The sequence below is a fragment of the Parageobacillus sp. NEAU-HV-2 genome, from assembly GCF_059115485.1.
Genome location: NZ_JBXUJJ010000002.1, coordinates 155,151 through 170,867 on the forward strand (window position 1 = coordinate 155,151; position 15,717 = coordinate 170,867).

Sequence of the window (15,717 nt, forward strand, 5' to 3'; positions counted from 1 at the left end):
GGTTTGTCCCCATATATATAGAAACAAGCATTGACTCGTAAAAGGGGGGACAGCGCTTGATTGAAATTTATTTGGACCAGGCAAGCGATGCGGAAAAGTTGTTTTCCTTATTGAAGGAGAGAGAGAAAAAAGCGGTTCATCCGCTCTTTCGCACAACATATAGCGGAAAATCCCTTGTTGCGATTTACATATATGACAATAACGACGGTGTCATCTTCTCCGATATCATACCGGCGATTACGAGATTTATTTTGCGCTTTGTTGAAGACCGGTTATTATTATCGATCATTTCTGGTACGTTTTATTTTCAAGACAAGGAAGAACAGCAGCAAATTTTACAGCTCGCCCATTCGTTTCTCGATGGTGAACGATATGACTACCGCAAAGGAAAACAGCCTTTCGTTTCCCGCGAAACGTTGATTCGAGAAGCGCTTGAGCAATTTTTAAAAGATGGGCTTTCTTTTTCCCTCTCCTCCTTTATCACGTTTCGCCTGAAATCATATATGGAGCGGCTGCAGCATTACGTCGAGCTGGCGATTGATGAATATAAGCTGGAACAGGAATATCAAAATTTCGTGCAAATGTTGCGTGACTGTGTTGCGGCAAGACCGCCGAAATTATCACAAATCCATTTAGTCCACCAACCGCCGTCTTTTCTTTTTTATGATGAGAAGCTGCGGGAAATTACCGCGGGAGAATTAAAGCAATGGATTGACCGCAATTTAATCGTCAGCCAGCCGATGTACATCGATTCTTCCGTGCTGGCGCCGCTTGTCTCCATCGCCCCGGATACGATTTATTTATATACCGACCATATCGATGACGGAATGGTGCAAACGATTCAAAACGTGTTTCAAGAGCGAATCCGTCTTTACAGCCGAAACGATTTTGCGCATCAGCTTGCGACGGGTGCAGGGCATGAGAAAGGAACTTGATTTTTCCATGCATCTATTCTATAATACCGTACATGAAAGAAATATGGAAAAGTGATGATGAGGACACGGGTGTATTTTTACGGTTTCCAGAGAGGGAAGGCAGCGGCTGGAACCTTCCTAACACGAAAAATACACTTACCACCTCGGAGCTGCGGCAGTGAACGACACATGTCCAGTAATTGTCGCCGGTATGTTCAGCCGTTATGACTTTCGAGCCATTGCCTAGGCGTGGTATGCCTTTTTGCGGCAATGGGAAGAAGGGTGGAACCACGACGCAAACTCGTCCCTTTGTTATGGAGGGAGGAGTTTTTTTATTTTCCAAAACAGAAGGAGGAGAAGCGTATGTCCGAAGTGATTCGCATTACATTCCCGGACGGGGCGGTAAAGGAGTTTCCGAAAGGAACGACAACAGAAGAGATCGCCGCTTCGATCAGTCCGGGATTAAAGAAAAAAGCGATTGCTGGAAAATTAAATGATCGTTTCATTGATTTGCGCACGCCGATTCAAGAAGACGGCGCGATTTCGATCATAACGCAAGACATGCCGGAAGCGCTCGATATTTTACGCCACAGCACGGCTCATTTGATGGCGCAGGCGATTAAGCGCCTGTACAAAAACGTGAAGCTTGGCGTCGGGCCAGTGATTGAAAATGGATTTTATTATGACATTGATATGGAGCACTCGTTAACACCGGAAGACTTGCCGAAAATCGAACAAGAAATGCGGAAAATTGTCAAAGAAAACTTGGAAATCGTCCGCAAAGAGGTAAGCCGGGAAGAGGCGATCCGCCTTTATGAGGAAATCGGCGATAACTTAAAGCTCGAGCTGATCAATGATATTCCGGAAGGAGAAACGATTTCCATTTACGAGCAAGGTGAGTTTTTCGACCTTTGCCGTGGGGTGCACGTTCCATCGACGGGAAAAATTAAAGAGTTTAAGCTGTTGAATATTTCTGGTGCGTACTGGCGCGGCGACAGCAACAACAAAATGCTGCAGCGCATTTACGGAACGGCGTTTTTCAAAAAAGAAGATTTGGATGAATACTTGCGTCTGTTGCAGGAAGCGAAAGAGCGCGACCATCGCAAATTAGGAAAAGAGCTAGAATTGTTTACAACGTCGCAAAAAGTCGGACAAGGCCTGCCGCTTTGGCTGCCAAAAGGGGCGACGATTCGCCGCATTATCGAGCGCTATATTGTCGATAAAGAAATTGAGCTCGGCTATCAGCACGTCTATACGCCGGTGCTTGGCAGCGTTGAATTGTATAAAACTTCCGGACATTGGGACCATTATAAAGAAAACATGTTCCCGCCGATGGAGATGGACAACGAACAGCTTGTCCTGCGCCCAATGAACTGTCCGCATCATATGATGATTTATAAAAACAAAATTCATAGCTATCGGGAGCTCCCAATTCGTATCGCCGAACTTGGAACGATGCATCGCTACGAAATGTCCGGGGCGCTTTCCGGTTTGCAGCGCGTCCGCGGCATGACGCTGAATGATGCCCATATCTTTGTTCGTCCGGACCAGATTAAAGACGAATTTAAGCGCGTGGTGAACTTAATTTTGGAAGTATACAAAGATTTCGGCTTAAATGACTATTCGTTCCGTCTTTCTTATCGAGACCCGCATGACAAAGAAAAATATTACGATGATGATGAAATGTGGGAAAAAGCGCAACGGATGCTGCGTGAGGCGATGGATGAGCTGGGATTGGAATATTACGAAGCGGAAGGGGAAGCGGCGTTTTACGGGCCGAAGCTGGATGTGCAAGTGCGCACCGCGCTTGGCAAAGACGAAACATTATCGACGGTGCAGCTCGATTTCTTGCTTCCGGAACGCTTTGACTTAACGTACATCGGCGAAGACGGAAAACCGCACCGCCCGGTTGTCATCCACCGTGGCGTCGTTTCGACGATGGAACGATTCGTCGCGTTCCTCATTGAAGAATATAAAGGAGCGTTCCCGACTTGGCTCGCGCCGGTGCAAGTAAAAGTCATTCCAGTATCGCTGGAGGCGCATCTCGACTATGCATACGAAGTAAAAGAAGCGCTGCAAACGAAAGGATTCCGCGTCGAGGTCGACGAACGCGACGAAAAAATCGGCTATAAAATCCGCGAAGCGCAAATCCAAAAAATTCCTTACATGCTTGTCGTCGGCGACAAAGAAATCGCGGAAAACGCTGTGAACGTCCGCAAATATGGCGAACAAAAAAGCGAAACAGTGTCGCTTGATGACTTTATTGCTTCCTTGCAGAAGGAAGTGCGGCGGAAATAGCACCCTTTACTTCACGGGTTTTTCATTTTTTACTTGTCAAAACGTGAACGATTCGTTATAATGTAAAACGTTGTGTGTCAATCAAGAAAAGCGCCTTGACATGCCACTTCTAAGGTGATATATTGTATAGAGTGAATAGAATACTTGTTTGTAACAAAAGCAGAAGCACCCCGCTTCTCACCTGGTCGACGTCGTGTGGCTGTTGACAGGTCGTTACGGTTCGTGATATGGTTTTCGGACGTAAGCAGTGTGGGTGTCGTATGCATCCACACTTTTTTTGTTAGCAGGAAAAGGCCGATGATCGGCTGTTTTTTCCGGAACCGCTCGATGTAGGGTGTGCGATGCGACAAACAAGTAATTCGCAAAAAACCTTGGAGGTGGCTGGTTATTAGCAAAGATTTTATTATCAACGAAAACATTCGTGCCCGTGAAGTCCGCTTAATTGATCCAAACGGCGAACAGCTGGGGATCAAATCGAAACAAGAAGCGCTCGAAATTGCGGCGAGATTAAACCTCGACTTAGTGCTGGTGGCGCCAAATGCAAAACCGCCGGTATGCCGCATCATGGACTATGGAAAGTTCCGTTTCGAGCAACAGAAGAAAGAAAAAGAAGCGCGCAAAAAGCAAAAAGTGATCAACGTCAAAGAAGTGCGCTTAAGCCCGACGATCGAGGAGCACGACTTTAACACGAAGCTCCGCAACGCGCGCAAGTTCCTTGAAAAAGGCGATAAAGTAAAAGCGACAATCCGCTTTAAAGGACGGGCGATTACGCATAAGGAAATTGGTCAACGCGTCCTTGAACGGTTCTCCGAGGCGTGTTCGGATATCGCCGTCGTCGAGACGGCGCCGAAAATGGACGGGCGCAATATGTTTTTAGTGCTAGCACCGAAAAACGATAAATAATCGAGTGAGGAGGAACACCCTATGCCAAAAATGAAAACTCATCGTGGCGCTGCAAAGCGTTTCAAAAAGACTGGTACCGGTAAATTAAAACGCGGCCATGCTTATACAAGCCACTTATTTGCTAATAAAACGCAAAAACAAAAACGCAAACTTCGCAAAGCAACGCTTGTATCTCCTGGCGACTTCAAACGCATTCGCCAACTGCTTGATAACTTGAAATAATGGAGAAATTAGGAGGGAATATTTATGCCACGTGTTAAAGGTGGAACGGTAACGCGCAGACGTCGCAAAAAAGTACTGAAATTAGCAAAAGGTTATTTCGGAGCGAAACATGCTTTATATAGAGTTGCAAACCAACAAGTAATGAAATCGTTAATGTACGCGTATCGCGACCGTCGTCAACGGAAACGCGATTTCCGCAAACTTTGGATTACGCGCATCAACGCAGCGGCACGTATCCACGGCCTTTCCTACAGCCGCTTTATGCACGGTTTGAAATTAGCGGGTGTAGAAGTAAACCGCAAAATGTTGGCGGACTTAGCGGTCAATGACCAAGCTGCGTTCGCACAGCTCGCTGACTTGGCGAAAGCAAATTTAAACAAGTAAGGAAGCAATGACCATTCTCGCTGACGAGAATGGTCTTTTTTCTTACAAGAAAGGAAATGGCAATGGTACAATATAGTTTGGTGATGAATATCATCGGTCTTTTCATCATGGCGATCGATAAATATAAAGCGAAGCGCCATCAATGGCGCATCGCCGAAAAAACGATTTGGTTCGTTTCCCTTATCGGTGGGGCGGCCGGAGCGACAGTTGGTATGTATTTGTTTCATCATAAAACGCGCCATCGTGCTTTCCGTTATGGCTTGCCGCTTCTGGCGGTGATAGAGATTGTGGCATATGTTTGGCTTTTTAACTCTTTGTAGGGGGTGAAAGGATGGACTTTGCGGCACTTTACTCGCTGCAGCGCCAGCTCGATGAGCGGATTGAGACGCAGCACGGCCTTATGGAAGAAGATCTGTTTGCAAAAAAATTGCTCGCTTTGCTTGTCGAAATTGGCGAACTGGCCAATGAAACGCGCTGTTTTAAATTTTGGAGCGTGAAACCGCCGTCTCCGCAAGAAAAAGTGCTCGAAGAATATGTCGACGGCCTGCATTTTATTTTATCGCTTGGCTTGGAATGCGATTTTCTATATTCTGAGATTCCGCCGCAATCGGCCGCTTTGCCGCTTGTTGAGCAGTTTCTCGCTGTTTTTCAAGCCGCGGATGAGTTTGGAAAAACGAAATCGCGGCAAAGCTATGAACGGTTGTTTACCGAGTATTTGCTGCTTGGCGGGCAGCTCGGCTTTTCTACGGAACAAATCGAACAAGCCTATAAGCAAAAAAATCAAGTCAATCATGAACGGCAAAATCAGAATTATTAACAAATTTTGTACATTATTGGCGGTTTTGGGTATAATAAAGGATGGATAAAAACGGAAAGGAGTTTCATAATGGCGAAATTTGATGAAACGTTGACGATGCTGAAGGATTTAACCGATGCGAGAGGCGTCCCTGGAAATGAACGGGAAGCGCGCGAAGTAATGAGAAAGTACATAACTCCTTACGCCGATGAAGTAACGACAGACGGTCTTGGCAGCTTGATTGCGAAAAAGAAAGGAACAGACGAAGGCCCTAAAATTATGATTGCCGGCCATTTGGATGAAGTCGGCTTTATGGTGACGCAAATCGATGACAAAGGATTTATCCGCTTCCAAACGCTAGGCGGCTGGTGGAGCCAAGTCATGCTAGCGCAGCGTGTCACCATTTTAACGCGTAAAGGAGAAATTACCGGCGTCATCGGTTCGAAACCGCCGCACATTTTGCCGCCGGAAGCGCGCAAAAAGCCAGTCGAAATCAAAGATATGTTCATTGACATTGGCGCGACAAGCCGGGAAGAAGCAATGGAATGGGGCGTGCGCCCGGGTGACTCGATCGTTCCGTATTTTGAATTTACCGTGTTGAATAACGAAAAAATGCTGCTTGCGAAAGCATGGGACAACCGCATCGGCTGCGCGATTGCGATCGAGGTGTTAAAGCAATTAAAAGATGTCGATCACCCGAACGTTGTCTATGGTGTCGGCACGGTTCAAGAAGAAGTCGGTTTGCGCGGAGCGAGAACGGCAGCGCATTTCATCCAGCCGGATATCGCGTTTGCTGTTGATGTCGGCGTTGCCGGCGATACGCCGGGAGTTTCCGAAAAAGAAGCGATGGGCAAGCTTGGCGCTGGGCCGCATATCGTCTTATACGACGCAACAATGGTGTCGCATCGCGGTTTGCGCGAATTTGTCATCGATGTTGCCGAAGAACTCAACATTCCGTATCATTTTGATGCAATGCCAGGTGGCGGCACCGACGCCGGCGCGATTCATTTAACGGCAAGCGGCGTGCCGTCGCTGACGATCGCGATTCCAACGCGCTACATCCATTCGCATGCTGCCATCCTTCACCGCGATGACTATGAAAATACGGTGAAGCTGCTTGTCGAAGTCATCAAGCGCTTAGACGCGGAAAAAGTAAAACAAATTACATTCGATTAATCAGCAAAGAGAAGCCGGCAACAAAGATGTCGGCTTTTCTTTTTTCACCAGACATATGACAATCTGATATAGCGCGTTAGAAAAGAAAAACTTGCAAAATTTTTATTTAACATAAGTAGAAAGAGGTGTGCAATGGAAAGGCTGACAATGTCGGATTGTCGGAGCAGAGAGTGAAGTATTAGCATAATAAAGTTAGGAGGAGAAAACTTGGTTTCTTCAAATGTATGGAATGCTGATGTATATGACGAAAAATTATCATTTGTGTCTGAGTTAGGGAAAAGTTTGGTAGAGATGTTAGGCCCGAAACAAGGAGAAAAAATTCTCGATTTAGGCTGCGGGACAGGGGAGCTTACCAATGAAATTGCAAAGCTAGGAGCTGGAGTTGTCGGGATAGATGCGTCTTCACATATGATTGAAAAAGCTCGTAAAAAATATCCGTATATTTCCTTTCTTGTTGATAGGGGTGAAACGTTTCGAACCCAAGAACACTATGACGCTATTTTCTCTAATGCGGCATTGCATTGGATGAAGCAGGCTGAAAGTGTTGTACAATCGATGGCTCTTGCCTTGCGCGAGGGCGGCCGGTTGGTCGCTGAATTTGGCGGAAAAGGAAACGTGGACGCTATTGTAAAAGCAATAGAAGAAGTTTTGTTAACAAACTATGGCATTGATGCAAAAGAAAAAAATCCGTGGTATTTTCCGAGCATTGGGGAATATAGCAGTTTGCTCGAAAAGTATGGTTTTCGTGTCATGTATGCTAGTCATTTTGATCGCCCTACTCCTTTGCCTGATGGAGATCAAGGATTAGATCACTGGCTCGACGGCTTTGCTGGTGCCTTTTTTGCTGGGTTGGAATCGTCTGAAAAAGACCTGGTTTATCAGCAAATAAAACAACGATTAAAAGCATACTTATGGAAAGATGGCGTATGGATTGCCGATTATAAACGGATTCGAATGATAGCGGTGAAGGAGAAAACGGTTCTGTTTTGAGGCGCAAAAGTCAATTTTACATAAAAAATAGCGTGCAAACTGACAACAGTTTTGACACGCTTTTTTTATATGAAATGTCACTTCAAAATTTCTAATATGTCCTAGCTTTTTTTCTTTTTTCTTATTTTTACAGCAGCTATAACACAAACAAATGCCCCCATAAAACTACAGACAATAGCAGCAATAACGCCATTATCCATCCAGTATCCCCTTCAGTTCAAATATCTGGATAAAACACTAATATGTCTTATTAATAAATTACACAAAGTCAAAGAAAACCCTTTTTACATTACACTTCCCACTATATCAGCGGAAAGCTGTAAAACGGTTTCGGTTGACAATTTTTATACAAATGTTTAATATATAAACAAATGTTTGTTTACTGTGCTGAGGTGCATGCACGTGAATGAGAAAGAAAAACTCATATTAGAATTAATCCGCAAAAACCCATTTATTACACAAAACGAGCTGGCAAAGCAGCTGAAGCTTTCGCGATCGGCAGTGGCGGGCTACATTTCCTCATTAACGAAACAAGGAAAAATTATCGGCCGAGCGTATGTGCTGCCGGAACCGTCAAGAATCGTGTGCATTGGCGGGGTGAACGTTGACCGGAAAGCCCAATGCCTATCGGCGCTTCAGCTAGGCACTTCTAATCCTGTCACGGTAACGCAAACATGTGGCGGAGTAGCGCGCAATATTGCGGAAAACCTTGGGCGGCTTGGCCATTCCGTTTCTCTTTTCACCGTCATAGGAGACGATCAAGAAGGGCAATGGCTTCTTGAGACAACCAGCGCTTACGTTGATATGAGCCAGACGGCAAAGCTGGACAAGGCGAACACGGGTACATACACGGCTGTATTGGATGAAAAAGGCGAAATGGTGATCGCGCTAGCGGATATGGCGATTTATGACCACGTTACTTCGGATTTTATCCAAAAGCGCTGGAGCCATATTTCTTCTGCCTCCATGGTGCTTTTGGATACGAATTTTCCCAGCGAGGTGCTGAAGGTGGTCATTGAACGCTGCCGCCAAGAAAACATTCCCCTCTGCGTTGCACCGGTATCCGCCATCAAGGTCAAAAAACTGCCTTTTGATTTGAATGGCGTCACATGGCTGATTGCCAATCAGGATGAAGCGCTGGCGCTGGCGGGAGTGGAAGATGGGAATGTAGAAGCGGCGTGCGAAAAAATATTAGAGCGCGGCGTTGATCATGTCATTATCACGCAAGGGGAAAAGGGAATTATATTCAAAAACAAAAAAGGGGAGCATGGAGCGCTTCCTGCTCCGAAAATAGAAGTCATCGACGTAACGGGTGCGGGCGATGCGTTTATTTCCGGCTTTTTATACGGCATCCATAACGGGAAACCGCTTGTCACGGCATGCCAGCTGGGAATGTGCTGCTCCATCATTACACTGCAAACGAAAGAAACCGTTTGTTCCAACTTGAATGAACAGCTATTAAAGCAAACATACGCGCAATATTTTTCTCGGGAGGTTTAATTGATGAACCTAAAAGACGTACTTGTTTTCTCGGAAGAAGTCGCAAAAGCAATGAAAGAAAATAAACCGGTCGTGGCTTTGGAATCGACGATCATTTCCCACGGTATGCCGTATCCGCAAAATGTAGAGACGGCAAAGGAAGTGGAGCAGCTCATCCGCGAAAACGGCGCTGTTCCTGCGACGATCGCCATCTTGGATGGAAAGATTAAAATCGGTGTGAATGAAGAGGAACTAGAATTTTTAGGGACAAGCAAAGAGATTGAAAAGGTAAGCCGGAGAGATTTGCCATATGTCATTGCCATGAAAAAACACGGAGCGACAACGGTAGCGGCGACCATGATTTGCGCGAATATGGCCGGCATTAAAGTGTTTGCCACCGGCGGAATCGGCGGTGTTCACCGCGGCGCCGAGCGAACGATGGACATTTCCGCGGACTTGCAGGAACTGGCACACACGAATGTGGCTGTTGTATGTGCCGGAGCCAAATCGATTTTAGACCTGGGATTGACGCTGGAATATCTTGAAACAAACGGCGTTCCTGTTATCGGCTACGGTACGGACATATTGCCAGCCTTTTATTCGAGCACAAGTCCGTTCAAAGTGAATTACCGTATCGATACACCAGAAGAAATTGCGAAATTAATCGCAACAAAATGGGAACTTGGCCTGAACGGCGGGCTGATTATTGCCAATCCGATTCCAAAAGAAGACGAATTGGAAGAGTCATACATCAATTCGATCATTGAGGAAGCACTTAAAGAAGCGGAAGAAAAACAAATTGCCGGAAAAGCGGTGACGCCTTTCTTGCTCGACAAAGTCAAAACATTAACGGGCGGAAAAAGCCTTGAAGCAAATATCGCCTTAGTCAAAAACAACGCGGTCCTTGCCGCGAAAATTGCCGCCAGCTTATCCGGTTCTTTTTGATTCAATAGGAAAGGGAAGCGAAAAAGCTTCCCTTTTATGCTTGTTGCTTGACCGCTTGTTCCAGTGTTGTGAGCATTTCTTCTTTTTGCTGATCGCTCGCATGAGTCCAAATCGCCTCAAATAGCACGCCAAGGCCTGGCAAATATTTTTCCTCGCGGCGCTCAATCGCGTCCTCGATCGTATTTTCTAATTGCTCCTTTGAGTTGTTGGCGACATTTTGCATAATCGCATGGCGCAAGTTTAAATCCATCTCGTTCACCTCACTAGTATGTAGTTACATGCTTATTTTTTACGCGAATTTCGTTTATTATGTATATGGATAGGCAAAATGTAAAGGAGAATCAACGTTGAAACGAATTGAATCGGTAAAAAATCCGCAAGTGAAGCAGTGGAAAAAGCTGCTGACGAAAAAGGAACGAGATAAAACAGGGCACTTTCTTATCGAAGGATTTCATTTAGTGGAAGAAGCGTTGAAAAGCAACATATCCATTATCCAATTGATTGTTGACGAGAATAAAGCGATTCCAGCAACCTGGGATGTGAGCGGTATCCCGATGGCGATCGTTACGGAAGACGTTATGAAAGCGATCAGCGCCACGGAAACGCCGCAAGGTATCGCTGCCGTATGCGAGCAGTTTTCCTATGACGATATGGATTGGACTCAGGCGAATGTGCTTCTGATTGATGCCGTGCAAGATCCAGGCAACATTGGCACGATGATCCGCACTGCTGATGCGGCGGGAATGGATGCGGTGATTCTTGGCGAAGGATGCGCTGATCTATACAATCCGAAAGTCATCCGCGCGACGCAAGGGTCTCTTTTTCATCTGCCAATTATTCGCGGAAATCTCCGCGAATGGATCGAGCGTCTGCAGGCAGAAAATGTTGCGGTTTACGGAACAGCGTTGGAAAATGGGGAAGATTATCGCCATATCAAACCGTCGCGACCGTTTGCCTTGCTTGTCGGCAACGAAGGAAGCGGGGTTCATAAGGAATTGCTGCAAATGACAACGAAAAATTTATACATTCCGATTTACGGACAGGCGGAGTCGTTAAACGTGGCCGTCGCTGCCGGGATTTTGCTTTATCATTTACGGGACGCAAAAGCATAGGCTGTTTTCATATAGATTGTGTGTGTTGCGCGATGTTCGCCGTTTGCTTATAATATAATACAGCATTATTTATCTGAACTAAAAATAGGAAAATATAGAAAACAACGATGAAAGAGAAGAGTAGCTTGCCACTCGCCATCCAGGGAGAAAACGCCGTAGACTGGGAGCGTTTTTATGGTAGAAGCAAGTGAATTCACCTCTGGAGTTGACACTTGGACCATTCCGCGTTTGCGGAATGTAAAGGTGTTCCGGCCGATGCCGTTATCGCAATGAAGTGAACAGTGCCTTTTTGCGCTGTTAACAAGGGTGGTACCGCGAGCGCACTCGTCCCTTATTTTAAGGGGCGAGTTTTTTTATGGAACATAGTGGAGAGGAGTGGGGGGATGGAAGAAGTGCGGATATTTGGCGATCGCCTTGAACACGTGCATTATCATGTTAGAAAAGGCGCTTATGCGGTGATCATCAACGATGGCATGGTCGCTGTCGTGAAAACGCCAACGGGATATTTTTTGCCTGGCGGTGGGGTGGAAGGGACAGAAACATTAGAAAACTGTCTCAAGCGTGAAGTTTTGGAAGAAACGGGGTATAACATCCGTATTCTCCAATTTATCGGACGCGCGCAAAAGTATTTTTACTCAACGACTTTTCATGACTATATGGCTAGCGATGGGTTTTTCTACATGGCAGAAATTACAGGAGAGCAACACTCCGTTTTAGAAAAAGACCACGAACTAGTGTGGATTCCACGCAAAGATATTCCGAAAGTGTTATTCCATGAACATCAAGCATGGGCAGTAGAAGAGGCATTTCGTTTATTTGGTGAAGAAAAGGAGGAGTTTTCCATGAAAGAACGATTGCAGCAGCTTCAACAAGAAGCGCTAGAAAAAATTGAACAAGCTAGTGACTTGAAAGCACTCAATGAGGTGCGCGTCGCTTATCTTGGCAAAAAAGGCCCGATTACCGAAGTGCTCCGCGGCATGGGGTCATTATCGCCAGAAGAGCGTCCGGTCATAGGCGCGCTCGCCAACGAAGTGCGCCAGGCGATTCAAAGCGCGTTAGAAGCAAAGCAAGCGAAACTCGAACAAGAGGAAGTCGAGAAAAAATTGGCCGCAGAAGCCATTGATGTCACGCTTCCAGGTCGTCCGGTCAGAAGAGGAAATCACCATCCGCTCACACGCGTCATTGAAGAAATTGAAGATTTATTCATCGGCATGGGCTATACGATTGCCGAAGGTCCGGAAGTCGAGAAAGACTACTACAATTTTGAAGCGTTAAACTTGCCAAAGGGCCATCCGGCGCGCGATATGCAAGATTCGTTCTACATTACTGAAGAAATTTTGCTTCGTACCCATACGTCACCAGTACAAGCGCGTACGATGGAAAAACATCAAGGGCGCGGTCCGGTGAAAATCATCTGCCCGGGAAAAGTGTACCGCCGCGACAATGATGACGCGACCCACTCGCATCAATTTACGCAAATCGAAGGGCTTGTTGTCGATGAAAACATCCGCATGAGCGACCTGAAAGGAACGCTGCGCGAGTTTGCCCGCAAAATGTTTGGCGAAGATCGTGAAATCCGTTTCCGTCCAAGCTTTTTCCCATTCACCGAGCCGTCGGTCGAAGTCGATGTTTCCTGTTTCCATTGCGGCGGACATGGCTGCAGCGTATGTAAAGGGACGGGCTGGATTGAAATTTTAGGTGCCGGCATGGTCCATCCAAACGTATTGGAAATGGCCGGATTTGATTCGAAAAAATATACCGGTTTCGCGTTCGGTATGGGACCGGAGCGCATCGCGATGCTCAAATACGGCATTGATGATATCCGGCATTTCTATCAAAATGACATTCGTTTCTTACAACAATTCCATCGTGTATAAAAGGGGAGGTTGACCGATGTTTGTTTCTTATAAATGGCTGCAAGAATATGTTGATTTAACAGGCATCACCGCAAAAGAACTAGCCGACCGCATTACGAAAAGCGGCATTGAAGTCGAAAGCGTGGAGGTATTAAATAAAGGGGCAAAAGGCGTTGTCGTCGGGCATGTGCTTGAGCGCGAGCAACATCCAAACGCGGATAAATTAAGCAAATGCCTCGTCGATATTGGTGAAGGGGAACCGGTACAAATTATTTGCGGCGCCCCGAACGTTGCTAAAGGACAAAAAGTAGCGGTTGCCAAAGTAGGTGCCGTTTTGCCAGGCAATTTGAAAATTAAACGGGCGAAACTGCGCGGCGAAGAATCGAACGGCATGATTTGTTCCTTGCAAGAGCTCGGCGTTGAATCGAAATTAGTGCCGAAAGAATACGCCGAAGGCATTTTCGTTTTTCCAAGCGACGCTCCGGTTGGCGCGGATGCATTGGAATTATTAAATTTAGACGATGAAGTATTAGAGCTCGGACTTACGCCAAACCGCGCCGATTGCTTAAGCATGATTGGCGTCGCGTATGAAGTGGCGGCGATTTTAGGGAGAGACGTGAAATTGCCAACCATTGAGCTTCAAGAAAATGATGAAAATGTCCATGATTATATTTCTGTGCGCGTCGATGCACCGGAAGACAATCCTTTATATGCAGGACGCATTGTGAAAAACGTGAAAATCGGCCCGTCGCCGCTTTGGATGCAAACGCGCCTGATGGCGGCAGGAATCCGTCCGCATAATAACGTTGTCGATATTACGAACTACATTTTACTTGAGTACGGTCAGCCGCTCCATGCGTTTGACTATGACCGTCTCGGTTCAAAAGAAATTGTCGTGCGTCGCGCGAAAGCAGGCGAAACGATCGTCACGTTGGATGATACGGAACGCACGTTAACGGAAGACCATCTTGTGATTACAAACGGTACGGAGCCAGTGGCGTTGGCTGGCGTGATGGGCGGCGCGAATTCCGAAGTGCGAAACGAAACGACAACGGTGTTTATCGAATCGGCTTATTTCACCAGCCCTGTCATCCGCAAAGCGTCAAAAGATCACGGCTTGCGCAGTGAAGCAAGCACGCGCTTTGAAAAAGGCATTGATCCGGCGCGGACAAAAGAAGCGCTCGATCGCGCAGCCGCGCTAATGGCCAAGTACGCTGGTGGCGAAATCGTTGGCGGCATTGTCGAAGCCAATACGTTACAAGAACGAGAAGTGACGATTATAATTACGCTAGACCGCATTAACCGAGTGCTCGGCACGACGATTACGAAAGACGAAGTCGCTACGATTTTAACAAACTTGCAATTCGCGTTTACCGAAGATAAAGAAACGTTTACGATTACCGTGCCGTCACGACGCCGGGATATTTCTATTGAAGAAGACATTATTGAAGAAGTAGCGAGATTGTATGGCTATGACCGCTTGCCGGCGACGTTGCCAGTCGCGGAAGCGAAGCCGGGCAAACTGACGCCGTATCAAGCAAAACGCCGGCAAGTGCGCCGTTATTTAGAAGATGTCGGCCTGTTCCAAGCGATTACGTACTCTCTTACAAGCGAGGAAAAAGCGACAATGTTCGCGTTAGAAACGGCGGAACCGATCCGTCTGGCGCTGCCGATGAGCGAAGAACGCAGCGTTCTGCGCCAAAGTTTGCTGCCGCATTTGTTGGAAGTCGCGAGCTACAACCGCGCGCGCCAAGTCGAAAACGTTGCCGTCTATGAAACAGGCGCGGTATATCTCGCCAACGGCGACAACGAACTGCCAAACGAAAAAGAACGTCTCGCCGGAGTCGTAACAGGCGTATGGCACGCCCACTTATGGCAGGGAGAGAAAAAAGCGGTCGATTTCTATGTGGTCAAAGGTATTTTAGACGGATTATTCGAACTGCTAGGTTTAACGAATCGCATTGAATATAAACAAGCGAAACGCGATCATATGCATCCGGGACGCACCGCTCATATTTTGCTAGATGGCAAGACGATCGGGTTTGTCGGTCAGCTCCATCCGGTCGTGCAAAAAGACTATGATTTAAAAGAAACATATGTATTTGAACTTGCCTTGACCGACTTGTTAAACGCTGAAGTGGAAGATATCCGCTACTCGCCGATTCCGCGCTTCCCGTCGATCACCCGCGACATCGCCCTTGTTGTTGATGAAAACGTCGTCGCTGGTGAACTGCAAAAAGCAATTATTGAAGCGGGCGGCAAACTGTTAAAAGAAGTATCCATTTTCGATGTATACAAAGGTGACCGTCTTCCAGAAGGCAAAAAATCGATCGCCTTCTCGCTTCGTTATTACGATCCGGAACGCACATTAACAGACGAAGAAGTAACCGCCGTTCACGAAAAAGTGATTCAAGCAGTGGAACAGCGATTCGGCGCGACATTGCGCGGATAAAAAACGAATCCCCCATTTTATGCGGAAGCATAAGATGGGGGTTTTTTGTAAAGAGAGAGTTTCATGTAGCAGCGAAGGTAGCGTTTCTGTTTTATACTTGAACAAACGGGTATGGTATTACGAATGAAGAGGCGAAAATGGGTCTTGTTGCTGTAAAAAATTAGTTGACGTTTCATTTTGAACTAGTGTA

General features: G+C 46.5%; 15 protein-coding genes, 1 pseudogene and 2 other annotated features. Of the genes and pseudogenes, 15 read left to right on the forward strand and 1 reads right to left on the reverse strand.

Going from position 1 to position 15,717, the window contains the following annotated elements; all coding sequences use genetic code 11:
- Positions 1 to 56: 56 nt before the first annotated feature.
- The 11 genes from ytxC (at position 57) to AC1WMD_RS04325 (ending at position 10,107) form a co-directional block, all read left to right on the forward strand.
- On the forward strand, positions 57 to 935 hold the full coding sequence (gene ytxC, locus AC1WMD_RS04275) for a putative sporulation protein YtxC (RefSeq protein ID WP_043905722.1): 879 nt from the start codon (positions 57 to 59) through the stop codon (positions 933 to 935).
- A gap of 342 nt (positions 936 to 1,277) precedes the next feature.
- Positions 1,278 to 3,212: a threonine--tRNA ligase gene (gene thrS / locus AC1WMD_RS04280; RefSeq protein WP_494256063.1), complete on the forward strand. Its 1,935-nt coding sequence runs from the start codon at positions 1,278 to 1,280 to the stop codon at positions 3,210 to 3,212.
- Positions 3,213 to 3,363: 151 nt separating this feature from the next.
- Positions 3,364 to 3,496: a sequence feature (ribosomal protein L20 leader region), on the forward strand.
- Positions 3,497 to 3,548: 52 nt separating this feature from the next.
- On the forward strand, positions 3,549 to 4,115 hold the full coding sequence (gene infC, locus AC1WMD_RS04285) for a translation initiation factor IF-3 (RefSeq protein ID WP_088124200.1): 567 nt from the start codon (positions 3,549 to 3,551) through the stop codon (positions 4,113 to 4,115).
- Between the two features lie 21 nt (positions 4,116 to 4,136).
- Positions 4,137 to 4,337 carry a 50S ribosomal protein L35 gene (rpmI, locus tag AC1WMD_RS04290; RefSeq protein ID WP_015864763.1) on the forward strand — a complete coding sequence of 67 codons (201 nt, stop codon included), beginning with the start codon at positions 4,137 to 4,139 and terminating at the stop codon, positions 4,335 to 4,337.
- A gap of 24 nt (positions 4,338 to 4,361) precedes the next feature.
- Complete coding sequence (gene rplT / locus AC1WMD_RS04295) at positions 4,362 to 4,721, forward strand: 50S ribosomal protein L20 (RefSeq protein ID WP_043905720.1); 360 nt, start codon at positions 4,362 to 4,364, stop codon at positions 4,719 to 4,721.
- Between the two features lie 62 nt (positions 4,722 to 4,783).
- Positions 4,784 to 5,041 carry a DUF1294 domain-containing protein gene (locus AC1WMD_RS04300; protein WP_043906634.1) on the forward strand — a complete coding sequence of 86 codons (258 nt, stop codon included), beginning with the start codon at positions 4,784 to 4,786 and terminating at the stop codon, positions 5,039 to 5,041.
- Between the two features lie 11 nt (positions 5,042 to 5,052).
- Positions 5,053 to 5,538, forward strand: coding sequence for a dUTP diphosphatase (locus tag AC1WMD_RS04305; RefSeq protein ID WP_043905719.1), 486 nt, complete (start codon positions 5,053 to 5,055; stop codon positions 5,536 to 5,538).
- Positions 5,539 to 5,607: 69 nt separating this feature from the next.
- A complete protein-coding gene (locus AC1WMD_RS04310) occupies positions 5,608 to 6,693 on the forward strand; it encodes a M42 family metallopeptidase (RefSeq protein ID WP_494256064.1) in 1,086 nt (361 codons plus the stop codon).
- A gap of 207 nt (positions 6,694 to 6,900) precedes the next feature.
- Entirely contained in the window at positions 6,901 to 7,683 is a 783-nt protein-coding gene (locus AC1WMD_RS04315; RefSeq protein WP_494256065.1) for a class I SAM-dependent methyltransferase, read from the forward strand.
- Between the two features lie 396 nt (positions 7,684 to 8,079).
- Entirely contained in the window at positions 8,080 to 9,183 is a 1,104-nt protein-coding gene (locus AC1WMD_RS04320; protein ID WP_043905716.1) for a carbohydrate kinase, read from the forward strand.
- A gap of 3 nt (positions 9,184 to 9,186) precedes the next feature.
- Entirely contained in the window at positions 9,187 to 10,107 is a 921-nt protein-coding gene (locus AC1WMD_RS04325; protein ID WP_043905715.1) for a pseudouridine-5'-phosphate glycosidase, read from the forward strand.
- Between the two features lie 34 nt (positions 10,108 to 10,141).
- Here the strand turns inward: AC1WMD_RS04325 and sspI are convergent, their stop codons facing one another.
- A complete protein-coding gene (sspI, locus tag AC1WMD_RS04330; protein WP_043905714.1) occupies positions 10,142 to 10,357 on the reverse strand; it encodes a small acid-soluble spore protein SspI in 216 nt (71 codons plus the stop codon).
- Between the two features lie 97 nt (positions 10,358 to 10,454).
- Between sspI and AC1WMD_RS04335 the strand changes: the two genes are divergently transcribed.
- The 4 genes and pseudogenes from AC1WMD_RS04335 (at position 10,455) to pheT (ending at position 15,527) form a co-directional block, all read left to right on the forward strand.
- Positions 10,455 to 11,219, forward strand: coding sequence for a TrmH family RNA methyltransferase (locus AC1WMD_RS04335; protein WP_494256066.1), 765 nt, complete (start codon positions 10,455 to 10,457; stop codon positions 11,217 to 11,219).
- Positions 11,220 to 11,317: 98 nt separating this feature from the next.
- Positions 11,318 to 11,554 (forward strand) — a binding site (T-box leader).
- 48 nt (positions 11,555 to 11,602) lie between these two features.
- Positions 11,603 to 11,971: pseudogene (locus AC1WMD_RS04340) on the forward strand (NUDIX domain-containing protein); the annotation flags it as partial.
- Between the two features lie 90 nt (positions 11,972 to 12,061).
- Complete coding sequence (gene pheS, locus AC1WMD_RS04345; RefSeq protein WP_166910652.1) at positions 12,062 to 13,096, forward strand: phenylalanine--tRNA ligase subunit alpha; 1,035 nt, start codon at positions 12,062 to 12,064, stop codon at positions 13,094 to 13,096.
- A 16-nt stretch (positions 13,097 to 13,112) separates the two neighbouring features.
- The gene (pheT, locus tag AC1WMD_RS04350) at positions 13,113 to 15,527 is read left to right on the forward strand and encodes a phenylalanine--tRNA ligase subunit beta (RefSeq protein WP_494256069.1); all 2,415 of its coding nucleotides are present in this window, start codon (positions 13,113 to 13,115) and stop codon (positions 15,525 to 15,527) included.
- Positions 15,528 to 15,717 lie beyond the last annotated feature (190 nt).

Excerpts from the sequence above, each read along its gene's own strand:
- thrS (WP_494256063.1), top strand. The coding sequence starts at position 1,278 with ATGTCCGAAGTGATTCGCATTACATTCCCGGACGGGGCGGTAAAGGAG.
- rpmI (WP_015864763.1), top strand. The coding sequence starts at position 4,137 with ATGCCAAAAATGAAAACTCATCGTGGCGCTGCAAAGCGTTTCAAAAAG.
- rplT (WP_043905720.1), top strand. The coding sequence starts at position 4,362 with ATGCCACGTGTTAAAGGTGGAACGGTAACGCGCAGACGTCGCAAAAAA.
- AC1WMD_RS04300 (WP_043906634.1), top strand. The coding sequence starts at position 4,784 with ATGGTACAATATAGTTTGGTGATGAATATCATCGGTCTTTTCATCATG.
- AC1WMD_RS04305 (WP_043905719.1), top strand. The coding sequence starts at position 5,053 with ATGGACTTTGCGGCACTTTACTCGCTGCAGCGCCAGCTCGATGAGCGG.
- AC1WMD_RS04310 (WP_494256064.1), top strand. The coding sequence starts at position 5,608 with ATGGCGAAATTTGATGAAACGTTGACGATGCTGAAGGATTTAACCGAT.
- AC1WMD_RS04320 (WP_043905716.1), top strand. The coding sequence starts at position 8,080 with ATGCACGTGAATGAGAAAGAAAAACTCATATTAGAATTAATCCGCAAA.
- AC1WMD_RS04325 (WP_043905715.1), top strand. The coding sequence starts at position 9,187 with ATGAACCTAAAAGACGTACTTGTTTTCTCGGAAGAAGTCGCAAAAGCA.
- sspI (WP_043905714.1), bottom strand. The coding sequence starts at position 10,357 with ATGGATTTAAACTTGCGCCATGCGATTATGCAAAATGTCGCCAACAAC.
- pheS (WP_166910652.1), top strand. The coding sequence starts at position 12,062 with ATGAAAGAACGATTGCAGCAGCTTCAACAAGAAGCGCTAGAAAAAATT.
- pheT (WP_494256069.1), top strand. The coding sequence starts at position 13,113 with ATGTTTGTTTCTTATAAATGGCTGCAAGAATATGTTGATTTAACAGGC.